The organism is Gordonia soli NBRC 108243, from assembly GCF_000334455.1.
In the GTDB taxonomy this organism is placed as follows: Bacteria; Actinomycetota; Actinomycetes; order Mycobacteriales; family Mycobacteriaceae; genus Gordonia; species Gordonia soli.
The window spans coordinates 1-15,357 of the sequence record NZ_BANX01000045.1; the positions used below are offsets into that span (position 1 = coordinate 1).

17 protein-coding genes are annotated in these 15,357 nt (G+C 68.2%); 6 read left to right on the plus strand and 11 right to left on the minus strand.

Going from position 1 to position 15,357, the window contains the following annotated elements:
• Positions 1-323: 323 nt before the first annotated feature.
• Together GS4_RS23815 and GS4_RS23820 are read right to left on the minus strand one after the other, a co-directional pair.
• Positions 324-1,130, minus strand: a complete 807-nt coding sequence (locus GS4_RS23815; RefSeq protein WP_007625444.1) for a CPBP family intramembrane glutamic endopeptidase — start codon at positions 1,128-1,130, stop codon at positions 324-326.
• Positions 1,131-1,189: 59 nt separating this feature from the next.
• Positions 1,190-1,945, minus strand: a complete 756-nt coding sequence (locus tag GS4_RS23820) for a DUF2470 domain-containing protein (RefSeq protein ID WP_040511737.1) — start codon at positions 1,943-1,945, stop codon at positions 1,190-1,192.
• Positions 1,946-2,115: 170 nt separating this feature from the next.
• On the opposite strand from GS4_RS23820, the gene pheA reads away from it, so the two are divergent.
• Together pheA and GS4_RS23830 are read left to right on the plus strand one after the other, a co-directional pair.
• The gene (gene pheA, locus GS4_RS23825) at positions 2,116-3,084 is read left to right on the plus strand and encodes a prephenate dehydratase (protein ID WP_007625446.1); all 969 of its coding nucleotides are present in this window, start codon (positions 2,116-2,118) and stop codon (positions 3,082-3,084) included.
• Entirely contained in the window at positions 3,084-3,749 is a 666-nt protein-coding gene (locus tag GS4_RS23830) for a histidine phosphatase family protein (RefSeq protein WP_007625447.1), read from the plus strand. The genes pheA and GS4_RS23830 overlap by 1 nt, the downstream gene beginning before the upstream one ends.
• A 26-nt stretch (positions 3,750-3,775) precedes the next feature.
• Here the strand turns inward: GS4_RS23830 and GS4_RS23835 are convergent, their stop codons facing one another.
• Together GS4_RS23835 and GS4_RS23840 are read right to left on the minus strand one after the other, a co-directional pair.
• On the minus strand, positions 3,776-4,126 hold the full coding sequence (locus tag GS4_RS23835; RefSeq protein WP_007625448.1) for a metallopeptidase family protein: 351 nt from the start codon (positions 4,124-4,126) through the stop codon (positions 3,776-3,778).
• A 4-nt stretch (positions 4,127-4,130) separates the two neighbouring features.
• Positions 4,131-5,294 (minus strand): septum formation family protein, encoded by a 1,164-nt coding sequence (locus GS4_RS23840; protein WP_083862842.1) that lies wholly within the window; start codon positions 5,292-5,294, stop codon positions 4,131-4,133.
• A gap of 44 nt (positions 5,295-5,338) precedes the next feature.
• Between GS4_RS23840 and GS4_RS23845 the strand changes: the two genes are divergently transcribed.
• Together GS4_RS23845 and serS are read left to right on the plus strand one after the other, a co-directional pair.
• A complete protein-coding gene (locus GS4_RS23845) occupies positions 5,339-5,755 on the plus strand; it encodes an ankyrin repeat domain-containing protein (RefSeq protein ID WP_439644643.1) in 417 nt (138 codons plus the stop codon).
• A 148-nt stretch (positions 5,756-5,903) separates the two neighbouring features.
• Positions 5,904-7,160, plus strand: a complete 1,257-nt coding sequence (gene serS, locus GS4_RS23850) for a serine--tRNA ligase (RefSeq protein ID WP_007625454.1) — start codon at positions 5,904-5,906, stop codon at positions 7,158-7,160.
• A 97-nt stretch (positions 7,161-7,257) separates the two neighbouring features.
• Here the strand turns inward: serS and GS4_RS25755 are convergent, their stop codons facing one another.
• On the minus strand, positions 7,258-7,413 hold the full coding sequence (locus GS4_RS25755) for a hypothetical protein (RefSeq protein ID WP_007625456.1): 156 nt from the start codon (positions 7,411-7,413) through the stop codon (positions 7,258-7,260).
• Between the two features lie 172 nt (positions 7,414-7,585).
• Between GS4_RS25755 and GS4_RS23855 the strand changes: the two genes are divergently transcribed.
• Positions 7,586-8,443, plus strand: coding sequence for a DMT family protein (locus tag GS4_RS23855; RefSeq protein WP_007625458.1), 858 nt, complete (start codon positions 7,586-7,588; stop codon positions 8,441-8,443).
• Between the two features lie 12 nt (positions 8,444-8,455).
• Here the strand turns inward: GS4_RS23855 and GS4_RS23860 are convergent, their stop codons facing one another.
• From GS4_RS23860 to GS4_RS23880, 5 genes are all read right to left on the minus strand, one after another.
• Positions 8,456-8,860: a VOC family protein gene (locus tag GS4_RS23860; RefSeq protein WP_007625460.1), complete on the minus strand. Its 405-nt coding sequence runs from the start codon at positions 8,858-8,860 to the stop codon at positions 8,456-8,458.
• Between the two features lie 115 nt (positions 8,861-8,975).
• Positions 8,976-10,526, minus strand: coding sequence for a DUF222 domain-containing protein (locus tag GS4_RS23865; protein ID WP_007625462.1), 1,551 nt, complete (start codon positions 10,524-10,526; stop codon positions 8,976-8,978).
• Positions 10,527-10,710: 184 nt separating this feature from the next.
• Positions 10,711-11,028 (minus strand): hypothetical protein, encoded by a 318-nt coding sequence (locus GS4_RS23870; protein ID WP_007625464.1) that lies wholly within the window; start codon positions 11,026-11,028, stop codon positions 10,711-10,713.
• Positions 11,029-11,289: 261 nt separating this feature from the next.
• Positions 11,290-11,937, minus strand: a complete 648-nt coding sequence (locus tag GS4_RS23875; protein ID WP_007625466.1) for a response regulator — start codon at positions 11,935-11,937, stop codon at positions 11,290-11,292.
• Positions 11,934-13,202 (minus strand): sensor histidine kinase, encoded by a 1,269-nt coding sequence (locus tag GS4_RS23880; RefSeq protein WP_157226751.1) that lies wholly within the window; start codon positions 13,200-13,202, stop codon positions 11,934-11,936. Before GS4_RS23880 ends, GS4_RS23875 begins: the two co-directional genes overlap by 4 nt.
• 85 nt (positions 13,203-13,287) lie before the next feature.
• Between GS4_RS23880 and GS4_RS23885 the strand changes: the two genes are divergently transcribed.
• Positions 13,288-13,923: a hypothetical protein gene (locus tag GS4_RS23885; protein ID WP_007625470.1), complete on the plus strand. Its 636-nt coding sequence runs from the start codon at positions 13,288-13,290 to the stop codon at positions 13,921-13,923.
• Here GS4_RS23885 and GS4_RS23890 read toward each other — a convergent pair.
• The gene (locus GS4_RS23890; RefSeq protein ID WP_439644641.1) at positions 13,886-15,334 is read right to left on the minus strand and encodes a lipase family protein; all 1,449 of its coding nucleotides are present in this window, start codon (positions 15,332-15,334) and stop codon (positions 13,886-13,888) included. The two genes, GS4_RS23885 and GS4_RS23890, sit on opposite strands and share 38 nt — an antisense overlap.
• Between the last annotated feature and the right edge of the window lie 23 nt (positions 15,335-15,357).

Below are 15,357 nucleotides of genomic sequence, written 5' to 3' on the forward strand. Positions count from 1 at the left end.
GGTGCCGGTCGTCGCGCGGGGCGCGGCGGTTCCCGTCGCGGCCGATCGGCCCCGGGACTTGCCGACCACGCCTGGGGTGGCTCGTAACGAGCAGGCCCACCGCGACCGTCTCGGGGAGGTATTCCGCGCCGATCCGGGGGAGGGCCGGCGCGGTTCCCGGCATCTCGGGGAGGCACCCGACCAGCGCGGGGATCGCCACCACCGCGCTGCGGGGGAGGGCCACCGCGGCGTCGGAGGTAGGGCGGTTCCGGCTGGTTCACCTCATCAAATGTACGCAGTCACCGCCGGCGGACCCGTTCGACCGGCCGACGCCGGGTGGACGATCATCGCAGCCAGGACAGGTGATCGCCGATCAACGCGTATCCCACGAAGGCGACGATGTCGATCACCGCGTGTGCGATCACGAGCGGCCAGACCCGGTTGGTGACCTGGAAGAACCGGCCGAAGACGAGCCCCATGGCCAGGTTCCCGACACCACCGCCGACGCCTTGGTAGAGGTGATAGCCCCCGCGCAGAACCGCGCTGGCCAGCAGTGACCCGTTCTCGGACGCGCCGAGCTGCCGTAGCCGGGTGATGAAATACGCCACCACGATGACCTCTTCGGCCGCTGCGTTGCCGATCGCGATGAGGATGAGGACCGGCCAGCGCCACCAGATGCCGTCGACCTCGCTGGGGACCAGATGGGCGTTGACGCCGACCGCGCGGGCCGCCGCGACCAGCGCCAGACCCGGTAGACCGATGAGAGCGGCCAAGCCGAGTCCGACCGGTACATCCCTGGGCGTCCATCGGCCCAGGCCGACACGTGACAGCCCGATGCCGCTGCGCCAGAGCAAATAGATGCCGAGGGCGGCGATGGCGAGGAGTCGGACGCCGCTCATCAGCTGGCGGACGAAGTCGATCGCGCCGAGATCCGAACGACTGGGGTTGAGCGCGACCGTCTGCGACGCGATCCCTGCGCCTAGCTGCGCCTCGAGCAGTGCCAACGCAGCCGAGATGGCCGAGAAACCGAAGGTGAGAACGGCGACGATCGCCAGCTCGACGATGATCCCGCGTCGCTCGCGCGGGTCGGTGACCACTGACGGGTGGTCGGGTCGGGACGGCCGCAGGATGCGACCGGCGAGCGACGTCATGGGCTCAGCGTACGGAGTCGGCGGCGCCCGATCGCGCGGCCTGCGGGCGGCGGTGACGGTCAGTCGGGGAGGCTGTTGATGAACGGGCAGCCGGCGAGGCTGCGCAGCGCCGCGGACAGCTCGTAGACGTCGGTCACGGGGTTGGGGAACGGCAGCCGGACGTCGGAGTCGCCGCTCGAGCCCTCCACACGGAAGCGGATGCCGAAGCGATCGAGTCCGAGGGGACGGACGCGGCCCTGGCGCAGGTGCCGCGGCAGCTTGCGGGCGAGTTGCCCGACGACGTCGGCGTGATCGGAGTCGAGGTGCGAGATCCAGTCGTTCTCGTACTCCCAGAACGGGTCGGGCAGGGCGCCGGCGAGGTCGGTCGCCGACACCGAGGCCGCACCCGAACCGGTTGCGATGACCGCACTGGCGCACTGCAGCCGCAGGAGCGAGAAGCCGTGGCCGATGTCGAGGAGGCCGCCGTCGGGGTGTTCGGTGGCGATCTCGACGGCGAGGTCACGTTCGAGGTCGGTGGGCACGGCGTGGAGCGTCCCGTGCAGCCAGATGAGCGAACGGACGCGCTCTCGCAGGTCGATCGGCGCGCAGTCGGTGATCTCGAGCATGGCGGGCAGACCATCGGCCGACGCGATCGCCAGGCGGATCGCCTCGCAGTCGGTCGGGACCAGCACGAAGGCCTGGGACTCGAAGAGATGGACCACGCTGACCGGGGTGGCCTCGGTCCCCTCGACCGCGAGCATCGCATCCGTGACCCGCCGACAAGCCGTCTGGATCAACTCGGCGTCAGACGGTCGATCGGTGACAACTCGGGTCATTGCACGGCCTCTCGGGGTACTCGGTCGGTGACGCACGTTACGCTCGTCGTTGTGTAGGTAACCCTAACCTAAATCTGCGACCGATGACGCGTCAACGGTTCGAACGGCGCCGATTGCATCACGAGCCGTTGTCGACAGGTCTGTCGGACCCCGTCGACTAGGCTCTTGGGGTGTCCGTGATCGCGTACTTCGGTCCCGCGGGGACCTTCACCGAGATGGCGCTCGACGCGCTGGTGGCCGGTCGGGTGTCGGATCACGACGGCGCGCCGCGAATCGTCGGCGAGGTCACCAAGGTGGCCGCTCCCGATCCCGCCTCCACCATCGATCTGGTCCGCTCCGGGCGTGCGGACTTCGCCTGTGTGCCGATCGAGAGTTCACTCGAGGGTTCTGTCCCCGCCACCATGGACGCGCTCGTGCCGTGGGAGAAGCCGGACGGTCACGTGCAGGTGTTCGCCGAGGCGACGCTCGACATCGCCTTCGCCATCGCGGCCGCGCGGCCGGTCCCCGCAGCGGAGATCCGCACCATCGCGGCCTACCCGGTCGCATCGGCCCAGGTGCGCCGGTCGGTCGAGGAGCTGTTCCCGCAGGCGTCGTTCCAGACCGCCTCGTCGAATGCCGGTGCGGCACACGACGTGGCGGAGGGGCGGGCCGATGCGGCCGTGACCACCCCGCTCGCCGCGCGACTGTCGGACCTGACGGTCCTCTTCGACGGCGTGTGCGACGCCGACGACGCGGTGACCCGGTTCCTGCTCGTCGGTAAGCCTGCCGCGCCACCGGCACGTACCGGTGCCGATCGCACCGCCGTGATCCTCGACCTGCCCAACGTCCCGGGCAGCCTGATGTCGGCGATGAACGAGTTCGCCTCCCGCGGAATCGATCTCACCCGCATCGAGTCACGTCCGCGCAACGATCGGGACTCCCGCCACGCGGTGACCGGGCTCTATCGCTTCTATCTCGACGCCGTCGGGCACATCGACGACGCTGCGGTGGGAGAAGCGTTGCGTGCTCTTCACCGCCGTGCCGAACGACTGGCGTTCCTCGGGTCGTGGCCATCGTTGCGGCCCACCGGATCGCCGCCACCGGACCATTCGGAGTCCGCCGCGTGGTTCGACGCGGTGCGAGCCGGCGGGGTCGGCTGATGGCCAGGTTGCACCTCGTCCGGCACGGTCAGACCACGTCCAACGTCTTGAAACGACTCGACACCGCGCTGCCGGGAGCGTCGCTCACCGATTTCGGAGCGCGCCAGGCCGCTCGGTTCGCACTCGAACAACCCCCACGCGGTGAGGTGGTGGTGGTCTCCTCGCTCGCGCGCCGCGCCCGCGAGACGGCAGCCCTGATCGGTTCGGTCTGGGGTGTGGAGGCCGGCACCGTCGACGGTGTCCACGAGGTCCAGGTCGGGGATCTCGAGGATCGCTGGGACTCCGACGCGCACGAGGTGTTCCGCACCGTGGTCGACCGTTGGTACGGCGGTGAGCCCGACGTCGAGATCCCTGGTGGGGAGTCGTTGTCGCAGGTGCGGTCGAGGTTTCTACCGGTGATCGATGGGCTCGTGCGCGACCACCTTTCCGCCGACGATCCGCCCGACGTCTACCTGGTGAGTCACGGTGCCGCGATCCGTCTGGTCGCCGCCCACCTCGCCGGCATCGACGGCGAGTTCGCAGCGGCCACCCATCTGAACAATCTCGGCAGCATCGAACTCGATCTCGTCGACGGTCGATGGGAGTGCCGTCGGTGGGGAGCGGTATTCGCCCCGTTCGAGCCGCCGCAGGTCGACGAGCCTCTCGTCGTCGACCCGATGGGCTGACCCCCGGCGCCGGAACAGGCCGGCGTCTACCCCCAGCCGTTGGCGTGCAGCCAGCGATCGTCGATGCCGAAGTGGTGGGCGATCTCGTGGATCACCGTCACGGCCACTTCCCGCACCACCTCGTCGCGGTCGTCGCACATCGACAGGATCGGCTCGCGATAGATGGTGATGGTGTCGGGCAGGAACCCGCCGTAGTCGTGATATCGCTCGGTCAACGCGACACCGGTGTAGAGCCCGAGGATGGTCGGCTCCTCCTCGTTGAACGGTTCCACCAGGATCACCACGTTGGTCATCGCGCTGGTCAGTTCCGAGGGAACGGTGTCGAGCGCGTCGGAGACGAGTCCGTCGAACTCGTCGTCGGACATGATCACGGCCATCGGGTCAGCCCGCGGGGGCCGGCTCTTCGGCCGGGTTCGGGGCGATGCCCGGCGGCATCGGGACCGCCGTGGGCAGTGCACGACCGGGCGGTGCCGCGGGCGGCGGAACCGGGACCTTGCCGTTGATCAGCAGGGTCGACCGCGCGTCGCCCACCAGGGTGGCGAAACCACCGCGATCGGGCAGGCCCACGTAGCAGACGACCTTGCGACTCCCCGCCAACCAGCTGACCTCGCTGATGACCGACCACTGGACGTTCAACGTGGTCTTCTCGAGTTTGTCCTTGCCGCCGAGGAACCGCTCGGTCTGCACCGGGCACACCGACTGCAGGAAGGTGTTCTGGGCCGCGGCGCCGGGCCACGGCTTGCCCGACACCCGGTCGCCGAAGCGTGGCGCGAGGTCGACGATGCCGGTGGTCTGGAACGCGTGCTTCTCCGTGCAGTTGACCGGATAGGTCGGCTTGCGGTTCTCGTCGATACCCACGCACGTCCCCGGGACCCACTGGAAGGACTGGTCCTGGTCGGCGACCCGGCCGGCGAACTGTTCCGGGAACCGGTCGGGGCCGGTCTGCTGGATGCCGCAGCGGAGTTCGCGGGCACCCTTGTCCCACTGGTCCTTCGGCGGATACATGATACCGACGGAGAAACGGCCCTGCGGATCGAGCTTGCCCGCCAGGTAGTCGTCGACGATCACCGGGCACTGCTCGTTCCGGATCGACTCGAACCGCACCGGACCCGGATAGGGCGCCGCCTCACCGAACTCCGAACCCGGCAGGAGCTTGGTGTCGAGCTTCCCTGCCACCTCGAATCGGTGCTTGTCCTCGCAGGTGATCTTCTCCGGCGAGCCCGGGCGTCCCGCAGGCCAATCCAAGCAGTCGCCGGCGACCGACTGGGTGAATGCGTTCTGCACCAGCCGCTCGCTCTCGCCGATGCCGGTCCCGCCGACGCTGCCGGCGTCGTCGAATCCGCCGATCGCCCAGACCGCGGCACCGGCCACCAGCGCGCCGATGACGACGGCGGCCAGGACCACGCGGATCGGCTGGTCGAGGAGTCCGCGCAGTCGCCCGCCGACCCGTTGGTTGTGCTCGTGGTCGGTGTCATCGCGACGGCCGTCCGATCCCGGGTCGTGCTCGGGGCCGGGCGCCGGACGCCACTCGTCGTCGGAAGTCATCGCATCCATCATGCCTGTTGTGGCGGGCACGAAGTACCTACACTCTGCAGATCGTGAGCACGCACGAGCAGAACGATCCCGCCGACATCGACCCGGACGTCATCGAGCTGGCCACCCGGTTGTTCGACTTCGCCCGCAAGGGTGACCTCGAGTCGCTGCGCAGTCACCTCGATGCGGGTGTCCCGGTCGACCTGCGCAACCAGTCCGGCGACAGTCTGTTGATGCTGGCCGCCTACCACGGACACGCACCGATCGTGTCCCTGCTGGTCGGCAAGGGGGCCGATACCGGCTTGGAGAACGACAAGGGACAGACGCCGCTGGCCGGCGCAGTGTTCAAGGGCTACGACGACGTCGTGCGCGTCCTGGTCGAGGCCGGTGCCGACCCGCAGGCCGGCTTCCCGTCGGCGGACGAGGCGGCGCGCATGTTCGGGCGCGAGGACTACCTCCAGATCTGGTCCTGACCCGGACCCCGACCTCCACGGAGGGGACCGGGTCCCACTGATCAGGACGTCCCCGCGTCCGTTTCCGCGCGAGGATCGCATACCGCACAGCGAGCGCAGGGACATCGCGAACGGAAGGCGCACGGCGTCCTTTAGTAGGGTCGTCCTCGTGATCGACCTGAAGATTCTGCGTGAGGATCCGGATCTGGTTCGCGCGTCGCAGCGGAACCGCGGCGAGGACCCCGGACTCGTGGACACCTTGCTGGAGGCCGATGCGACGCGTCGTGCGGCGATCGTCGAGGCGGACTCCCTGCGTTCCGAGCAGAAGGGTCTCGGCAAGCTGGTCGGCAAGGCGCAGGGCGACGAGAAGCAGGAACTGCTGGGTAAGGGCAAGCAGCTCGCCGAGCAGGTGAAGGCGGCGGTCGCCCGCCAGAGTTCGGCGGACGAGGCCGCGCAGGCCGCGCACCGGGCGATCTCGAACATCGTCGCCGACGGTGCGCCCGCAGGGGGCGAGGACGACTATGTGGTCCTCGAGCACGTCGGCGAGCCGCGCGCCATCGACGACCCCAAAGATCACCTCGAACTCGGCGAATCTCTCGGTCTCATCGACATGGAGCGCGGCGCCAAGGTGTCGGGGTCGCGCTTCTACTTCCTGACCGGACCGGGTGCGCTCCTGCAGCTGGGGCTGCTCAACATGGCGGCGCAGAAGGCCGTCGCCAACGGCTTCAGCCTGATGATCCCGCCGGTGCTGGTGCGCCCGGAGGTCATGGGCGGCACCGGATTCCTGGGTTCGCACGCCGCGGAGGTCTACCACCTCGAAGAGGACGACCTGTATCTCGTCGGCACGTCGGAGGTACCGCTCGCCGGCTACCACATGGACGAGATCATCGATCTCTCCGACGGTCCGAAACGCTACGCCGGATGGTCGAGCTGTTTCCGGCGCGAAGCGGGCAGTTACGGCAAGGACACCCGTGGCATCATCCGCGTGCACCAGTTCGACAAGATCGAGGGCTTCGTCTACTGCCGTCCCGAGGACGCCGAGGCCGAGCATCAACGCCTGCTCGGCTGGGAGAAGGAGATGCTCGGGGCGATCGACGTCCCGTATCGGGTCATCGACGTCGCCGGCGGAGATCTCGGGTCGTCGGCCGCGCGCAAGTTCGATTGTGAGGCTTGGGTTCCCACCCAGAACACCTATCGCGAGCTGACCTCGACGTCGAATTGCACGACATTCCAGGCGCGCCGGTTGTCGATCCGGTACCGCGACGAGAACGGCAAGCCGCAGACCGCCGCAACGCTCAACGGCACATTGGCGACCACCCGCTGGATCGTCGCAATCCTGGAGAACCACCAGCAGCCCGATGGATCGGTGCGGTTGCCCGCCGAACTCGCGCGCTTCGTGGGCACCGAGGTCCTCGAGCCGCGCTGAGGCGAGCGGTGCCACCTGTCGGTGCCGATCGGTACCGCCGATCGGTACCGCCGACGAAGAGTCCGGAGTATTGTTCAGCGCTGACCCGGGCCAGTGGTCAGCGCCACACGGTGAGGGCTATGAGCAGCACGACACAGAAGAGCATGAAAGCCAACGCGGAGCGCAGATCCGGGCGGGGCTGGATGAGTTGATCCGATGTGTCCACATTGGATTCAGAACGCAGAACGGCGTCGTCGCGACTCGGGCCGGTCACGGCTGCTCCTCGAGAAAAGCGGTCTCGGAAGCCGAGACGATCGATCACTTACCGGAGAGTTGTAGCAGACGGTCCCCGGCTTGAAGAAATCGGTTTCGGATGTCCGACATGACCTGCTCGGACACGCACAGATCTGCGACCACGCGGCGACTCCGGCGCGGATACTGGGCAGATGATCATCGGCATCATCGCCGCGGTGCTCGCGGCACTCGCGTACGGCACCGCGTCCGTGTTGCAGGCGCGCGGTGCGCAGAGCGTGGCGCCGGGGCCCGATGATGCGCCGGCCGGTTCCGGCCCGACGTTGCGGTCGACGATCACCGCGATGCTGACGGTGTCGTTCCTGATCGGGGTGGCCCTGGACTCGCTCGGGTTCGTCGGCAACCTGGTGTCGGCGCGGCTTGCGCCGCTGTTCCTGGCGCAGACCATCGTCAGCGCCAACCTCGTGGTCACGGCCGTGCTCGCCATCGTGGTCCTCGGGACCCGACTGTCGGCGAAGGAGTGGACCGCGATCGGGGTGGTGGTCGTCTCGCTGGTGGTACTGGGACTGGCGGCCGCCGACGAAGGCCACGGACACGACGGTGCCGCGCTGCACGTCGGGGTCCTCGTGGTGGGGGCCGTGCTTCTCGGCGCCGGCCTGTTGGCCGTGCGGCTCCTCGGCGCACGGGTGGCCGTGGTGGCCGGCCTCGCCGGCGGTGTCTTGTTCGGCCTGATGGCTGTCGCCGTCCGAATACTGCATGGCGTCAACGACTTCGACATCCCACGCATGCTGACCGATCCGGCCCTCTATGCCATCGTCCTCTGCGGTGTCGGTGGCTTCTACCTGTTCACGGTCGCACTCCAGACCGGGTCGGTGAACGGAGCCGCGGCCGCGCTCGTGGTGGGGGAGACGGTGATCCCCGGTATCGTCGGCATCCTGGTCCTCGGTGACGCGACCCGCCCCGGCTGGCAGGTGGTCGCGGTCATCGCCTTCATCGCGGCGGTGTGCGGAGCCGTCTACGTCGCACTCTCGGGAGCAGCGCCGCAGGGTTGAGGGCGGCCCGGATCAGCCCTCGAACTGACTGAGGTCCATCCACGAGACCTCCCAGGCGTGACCGTCGAGGTCGCGGAAGCTGCGGCCGTACATCCATCCGTGGTCCTGGGTCTCCTGCCACGTGCTGCCGCCGGTCGCGAGTGCGGTGTCGACAAGGGTGTCGACGGCGTCCTTCGACTCCGCCGAGATCGCGATCAGCACCTCTCGCTCTTTCGATGTGTCGGTGATCCCGCCGCTGATGAAGCCCTGGAACTTCTCCGGCGTCATGATCATGACGAAGGACTGGTCGTTGACGACCAGGCACAATGTCGTGTCGTCGCAGAAGTCGTCGTTGAACGAGAACCCGAGTCCCGAGAAGAAGCTTCGCGTAGCGGGGATGTCGGTGGCGGTCGTGTTGACGAACAGCATGCGGGACATGGTGGCTCGCTTTCGGTATCGATCTGTTGGTGCCCGGTGTCGGGACGGTCAGGAGTACAGACCGGTGGGGTGTCCGGAACTCATCGGTCGGCGATGCTCGGAGCTGTCCCGGGCCTCAGAACGGCGGCAACGGCCCGTCGGTGCGCTCGGCCCGATTGCGTGCGCGTTCGTACCGGCGACGGGCGTGCTTGTCCGCGGTGCGGGTGCGGCGGCGGGTCGGGTTCGCCTCGGTCGGTGATGACAGGTGGCGGACTGTCGGCGGCGGATCGCGGAATCGGATGTATCGGAGACCGGAGAAGAGTGCCGTGTTTGTCTCTGCGGCCCCGGGGATCACGATGCCTTCGGGGGTGATGACCCGACTGCGCGTCTGGCCGTCGACACCCTGGACCTGGTCGTCGAGCCAAGAGCCGAACGTTTTGAGCAGATGGTGCCATCGGCATTTGGCGTTCATGCCCTGCGGGCACGTCCGGCCGCCGGCTGTCGGGTCGGTGTGGTCGTACTCGGTCACGTGGTCGAGGTCGGCGGTCCACGCCGGTCGATCGCAGCCGGGGATGGTGCAGTAGGCGTCGCGAATTCGCAGGTATGTGTCCAGCGCTGTCGACGGGCGGTAGTCGTTGCTGGGCAGCGAGAGTGGGGCGGGCCCACCTTCTGGGTTCAGCGGCCGGATGGTGACGTCGTTCCGCTCGGCGATGTCGCGTACATGGTCGGCGGAGATGACGCCGTGCCCGTCCACGAAGCCAGGATGGTCGGTGGTGCCGTGGAGCGTCGACTCGTCACAGACGACGTGCACGACGACTCGCGAACGGCGCGCCCAGTCGTCGGTTGGGTCATCGAGGTCCTGCTGCTGTGGGACGACCGCGGCGCAGTCGGGGCGGCCGCACTCGCAGGTGAACCGGTTGCCGGCGAGGAGGCAGAACATAGCGTCGCTGGCGCGGGCACGTCGAGACCGTGGATCGTGCGGACACACGGACTCGGCCATGGTGGTGACAGATGCTGCCGCGATCCGCGCGTTCTCGGCCGGCATGTCCGCACCGATCTCCGCCATGCCGTCGCGAGTCGGCTCCACCCACATTCCACGTGCGTCGTGTGCGAGGCGTCGTCGGCGGCGCACGGAGTCGGGATCGTGGCGGAAGATGATCCGGTCCACCATGTCGCGCAATCGTTTCGGTGACCAGGTTCCTGGACGCCGGATCGCAGCGGCGATGGCGGCATCGACGGGCGCTGCGTGTTCGGTGTCGTCGACCAGGTCGGTGCGACTGATGATGGCGCGTGCTTGTGCGGGGTAGATCTCGCCATCGCGAAGGCAGGCGCCGACTTCCGGTAGACGATCGCGGAGCGCGAGGGCCTCGGTCAGCATCGACTCGCCGGCGGTCTGCGAGACGCCGTCGGTCATGGCGATCCGAGCGGCGCACTGCGCGTACTCATCGATTGTCCGTAGGTCGGCAGCGGATGCGGGCGATGTCGATTCGGCGTGGTCGTGCGTCGAGCCGACGAGCAGGTCGTGGAGACGAGCAATCGAGCGATAGCGAGACCAGGCGATGAACGCCTCCGCGCGTCGATGGTCGGCGAGACCGGTCAGGAGATCGGCGACGTCGGCGGAGTCGACTCCTTGCACAGCTGCGGCGACGTCGGCTGACGCGACGTCCCACTGTTCTGCGACGGACACGATGCTCTCCCATGACGATACGGATGATGCAGAGCCACATCATCATTTCGTCACGAGCATCGGGCCGTTGGGGCCATCTCCGAATCTCTGCTGGTGCCAGCCTAGCCCGTGCCACCGACAATCCCGGCCGGCCGGAGGTCGAGCGCACGGTCAACGAATTCGAGCGCACGGTCGACGGACCGGGTCAGTCGCCCTTGATCGTCTCCGAATTCGCCCAGCGGCGACCAGGATCCCCGCCCCAGGCATCCCACGCGACCCGACCGGCGGTGGGGAATCCGTCCTCGCCGTGGGAGAAGCCGGTCGTGTCACGATCCACCTCGTGTCGGGAGAAGTAGTTGCGCATCTTGCGGATCTGGTCGTCGTCGACGCCCTTGCCGTCGGCCAGCTGGTGCGCGCGATGACGTCCGGTGTCGGTGAATCCCGGCCCGGCCTTGCCGTCGTCGATCCATCGCACGGCGCGCTGGGCCGCCTCCTGGACGTCCTTCGGTGGCGTGTGACTCATGGGTCGACTCCTGTCCTCGAGGTAATCCGTGCTCTCTGCGTGCCCTGAACCTGAGCAGGTGAAACCGGCGCGCACGGTCGACGGTTCCGAGCGCACGGTCGAAATCTGTACGAGAGCGGTTGGCCATCGACATATCGTCAATGGCGACTCGCTGGCGTACAGATTTTGTGCGGAAGCGGGGTGCTTCTCGGGAGTGGCCGGCTGGACAGAATGCCGAATTGTGCACGGTCGACAGTTCCGAGCGCACGGTCGACGATCACCTCACCCGTCGGGGCGCGACCCCCGCACCACCAGGGCCGCCTGAACCCGCGAGTGCAGGCCCAGCTTCGACAACACCCGGGACACATGCGATTTGACCGTCGCCTCGCTGATGAACAACCGTGACGCGATCTGCGCATTGGACAGACCGTCACCCAAGCAGTGCAGGACGTCGAGCTCGCGGGCGGTCAGATCGTCGAGTGGTACCGAAACGCTCGGCGCGGGCGGCGCCTCCCGGCCTCGGAAGGCTGCGATCACCCGACCGGTCACGTCCGGTGACAACATCGCGTCACCACGTGCAACCGCCTCCACGGCCGCGATGATCTCCTCTGCCGAGGCGGTCTTCACCAGGAAGCCGCTGGCGCCTGCTCGCAGCGCGCCGAACACGTAGTCGTCGAGGTCGAACGTCGTCAACACCACCACGGCACAGACTTTCTCGGCCACCAGGACCTCGGTCGCGGCCAGACCGTCGACGCCCGGCATACGCACATCCATCAAGGTCACGTCGGGACGGAGGCGGCGAGCCTCGTGAACTGCCTGATCACCGTCCGCGGCCTCGCCGACGATCTCGATGCGGGGCGCGGTCTGGAGCAGCAATCGCACACCCGCCCGCACCGCGGCGTGGTCGTCGGCGATCAGCACCCTGGTCACGGGTGCGGCATCCGGATCGGAGGTCGTGTCGGGGCGGCGGGGACGTCGACCGCGCCGTCGGACTCCAGCGGCAGCCGCGCATCGACCACGAACCGCCCACCGGACACCCCGGCATGCAGGGTGCCGCCGACAGACCGTGCCCGTGTGTACATGTTCTCGAGTCCGCGGCGCGGTCGGTCGACCGGCACGGCCGACCGACCGTCCCGGAGTGGGTTGGCGATGTGGATGACGAGTTCGCGCTCATCCGAACGGATCTCGATGTCGATCGGTGACCCCTCCGCGTGGCGGGCGGCGTTGGTCAACGACTCGGCGACGATCCGGTACCCGGCGATGTCGACGACCGCGGGCAGGTCGTCGACGTCGGCGCTGACCGACACCGCGGTACCGGTCGCGCGGATCGGATCGACCAGGTGGTCGACGCGGCGCAGCGACGCGGTCTGTCGGTCCGGCGTCACCTCGCCGCTGTCGTCGGCGAGAAGATCGATCATCGTGCGCATCTCCGACAACGCATCGACGCTACTCTGGCGCACGGCCTTCAATACGGCGGCCGTGAGATCGGGATCGTCGGTTGCGCGGAGTCCCGCGGCCGACTGGACCGCGATGCTCGACAGTTGTCCGGCGATGACGTCGTGCAGCTCGCGAGCGAGTCGCCGGCGCTCCTCCGAGACCGCCTGCACGCGTTCGCGCTCCGCCAGCTCGGTCATCGCCCGAGCGCGGGCGCGTTCGGAGACGAGTGCGGTCCGGTGCTCGCGAACGGCCTTGCCGTAGCCGATGGGTGACCCGACGAAGGCAACCAGCCACAGCGCGGAGAGGAACACGAGCCGCCAGTCCGGCTCCGTGGCGATCAACGCGGCGAGCGCGACGACGCCGAAGGCGAGTGCGGATGCGTAGAGGAATCGGACAGCCCGTGAGCCTGCATAGACGCAGACCGCGTACACGGCGTCGGACAGGATGAGCCACACGGCGATGGACGGGACCGTCACGACATCCACGACGAGGGCGGCCGACACCACCGCCAGTGCGACCGTCGGTCGGGTGGACCTCATGAGATCGCCCGCAGCCGCGACGCCGAGGGTGATCAACGGGAACGACCCCGGCAGCGAGTCGACCCGATCCAGCCACCCGATCGGGTTGAGCCCGGACACCTGCAGTCCGATGCCGAGGGCCACGAAGATCAGCGCTATACCGACGTCGTTCAGTTGGGCACGGGTGAGTCGGACGCGCCACATGACCTCATCGAAGCATGTGTCGGGGTGATCCGGCATCGGCCGAAATGATGAGACCGAAGGTGGTATCGCTTCCATACTTCTGCTCGATGTGCCGTCGCCGCCGGCCCGCGACAGTTGACCCATGGAACTCGACGTCGATCCCATCCTCTTCGTGATCATCGGTTGCGAGATCGGTTTCTGGTTGCTGCTGTTCGGCGGCCTCAGCGTCCGCTACCTGCTCAAGCGACCCCGATGGTCGCGACCGATCCTCCTCGCGATCCCGATCCTCGACCTCGCCCTGTTGACGGCGGTGGCGGTCGACATCCACGGCGGCGGGGAGGTCACGAGCATCCATCGCCTGGCCGGGATCTATCTCGGTGTCACGATCGCCTTCGGTCACTCGATGATCGCCTGGGCCGACGCGCGGTTCGCGAACTGGTTCGCCGACGGTCCGCCACCGCCGAAGCCACCGACCGGCGGCATGCCCAAGTTCTGGCATGAGGCCCGCGTCTACGGCCGGTGGCTGATCGCCGCCGCCATCGCATCGGTGGCCACGCTGCTCCTGTCGGTGACGGTCGCCGATCCGGAACAGCGCGCGGAGCTCTTCGGGATCTTCCCGATGCTGGCGCCGGTCACCGTGATCTGGCTGATCGTCGGCCCGGTCTGGGCTCTGCTCGCCGGACGGGACGATGACCGGCACGGCGGGGACTCGCAGCGGATCAGGCCCGGGCCCGACGTCGTCAGCCGCGGGGCGGATTCCCGAGCTGTTGACCGATGAGCGCTGCCAGGTTGTTGCCGACGAGGCCCACGAATGTCGGCCAGGTCTTGGGGTCGAGTGCCATCGAACCGACGTCCTTCGTCGAGCATCCGGACGCGACGGGTTTGCCGTTCAGGCGATCCCGCATCCAGACGGTCGCCGGCGCAAACCCCTCGACGGCGAGGGTGATGTGCTCGCTGAAGTGGTCGCGGGTGTACTGCACGCGCGCAGCGGGGTCGGCGCAGTATTTCTTGACCAGTCCGTTGACCGGTCCCACCGGGGCGATCCAGTCCGGATTCGACTGGTAGACGTACATCGGCGCGGTCGGGACGGTCCGGCCCATCTTCAGGTCACCGAGGACCCGGCGTGGTGTCGGGTACCCCAGGGGGTCGCCGGGCAGGTTGATCAGCCCCTTGATGTTGACGAAGGGTGCGAGTGCCGCCTGATAAGCAAGGCACAGTGGGTTCTTGGCGGTGAGCAGGGCGCGGCCGAGTGGGTTGATGTGCTTGCGCAGGAACGCATCCAGGTCCGGGTACTCGCGGCTGACGCCGATCACACCGGCCATGATGAGGCCCGACGCCGCGTTGCCGTTGGCGAGATCGACCAGTGCGCTGATGTCCGCGGGGACACCGCCTTCGGCGACGCCGACGATGGGCAGCTCAGGTGCGTACCGGGGATGCAATTCGGCGGCCCACCCGGTCGCGATCGCACCGCCGGAGTAGCCCATCATGCCGACGCGGAGGTCCTTCTTCAAGCGTAGTGGCGCGAAGTCACGGGCGCCGCGGATGCCGTCCAGGGTGATACGCCCGGCCAACGGTCCTGCGGCGAAGGCAGACTCGGGGCCCTGGTGGTCGGGGATGACGACCGACCATCCGGCGGCGACGAGTGAGGTGATCTGCAGCAGTTCGTACGTCGAGTCGATCGATCCGGTCAGCTGCCCGGGGATGGACGCCTGCTGGAGGGCATAGGACGGTGCGCAGTAGTTCGCGGTCGAGTCCTCGGCCGACTGCCAGGAGACCAGTTTGCTGGGACCCGGTCGCACCGGCCCACGTGGTTTGATGAGCGTCGCGACCGCGGGGATCGCCTCGCCCCGGGTGTTCGTCGACCGATAGGAGATCTGCCAGCTGTCGACGTTCAGCGGGAACACCGACAGTGCTGCCAGGTTCACGCGCCGCGCGGCGATGATCTCGCCCGGTGCCTTGTCGGCGTAGGCGGCGCGCGCAGGCAGATAGAACCCACGATCGAACTCGGGGACGCGAGGTGGGATCGGGAACGGCAGTGCGGGACGGACCGGCACCTGACGCTGGGGCGGCGTCGCGCCGGCGGACGGTCCCGTCGACGGCGTTGCGTCGGCGATCCCGCTGCCGAATGCCGTACTCACCGTGACCGCGACGGTGGCGATTGCCACGAGAGCCGCTGACATGAATCGCATTCGGACGAACTCTCGCCGCATCT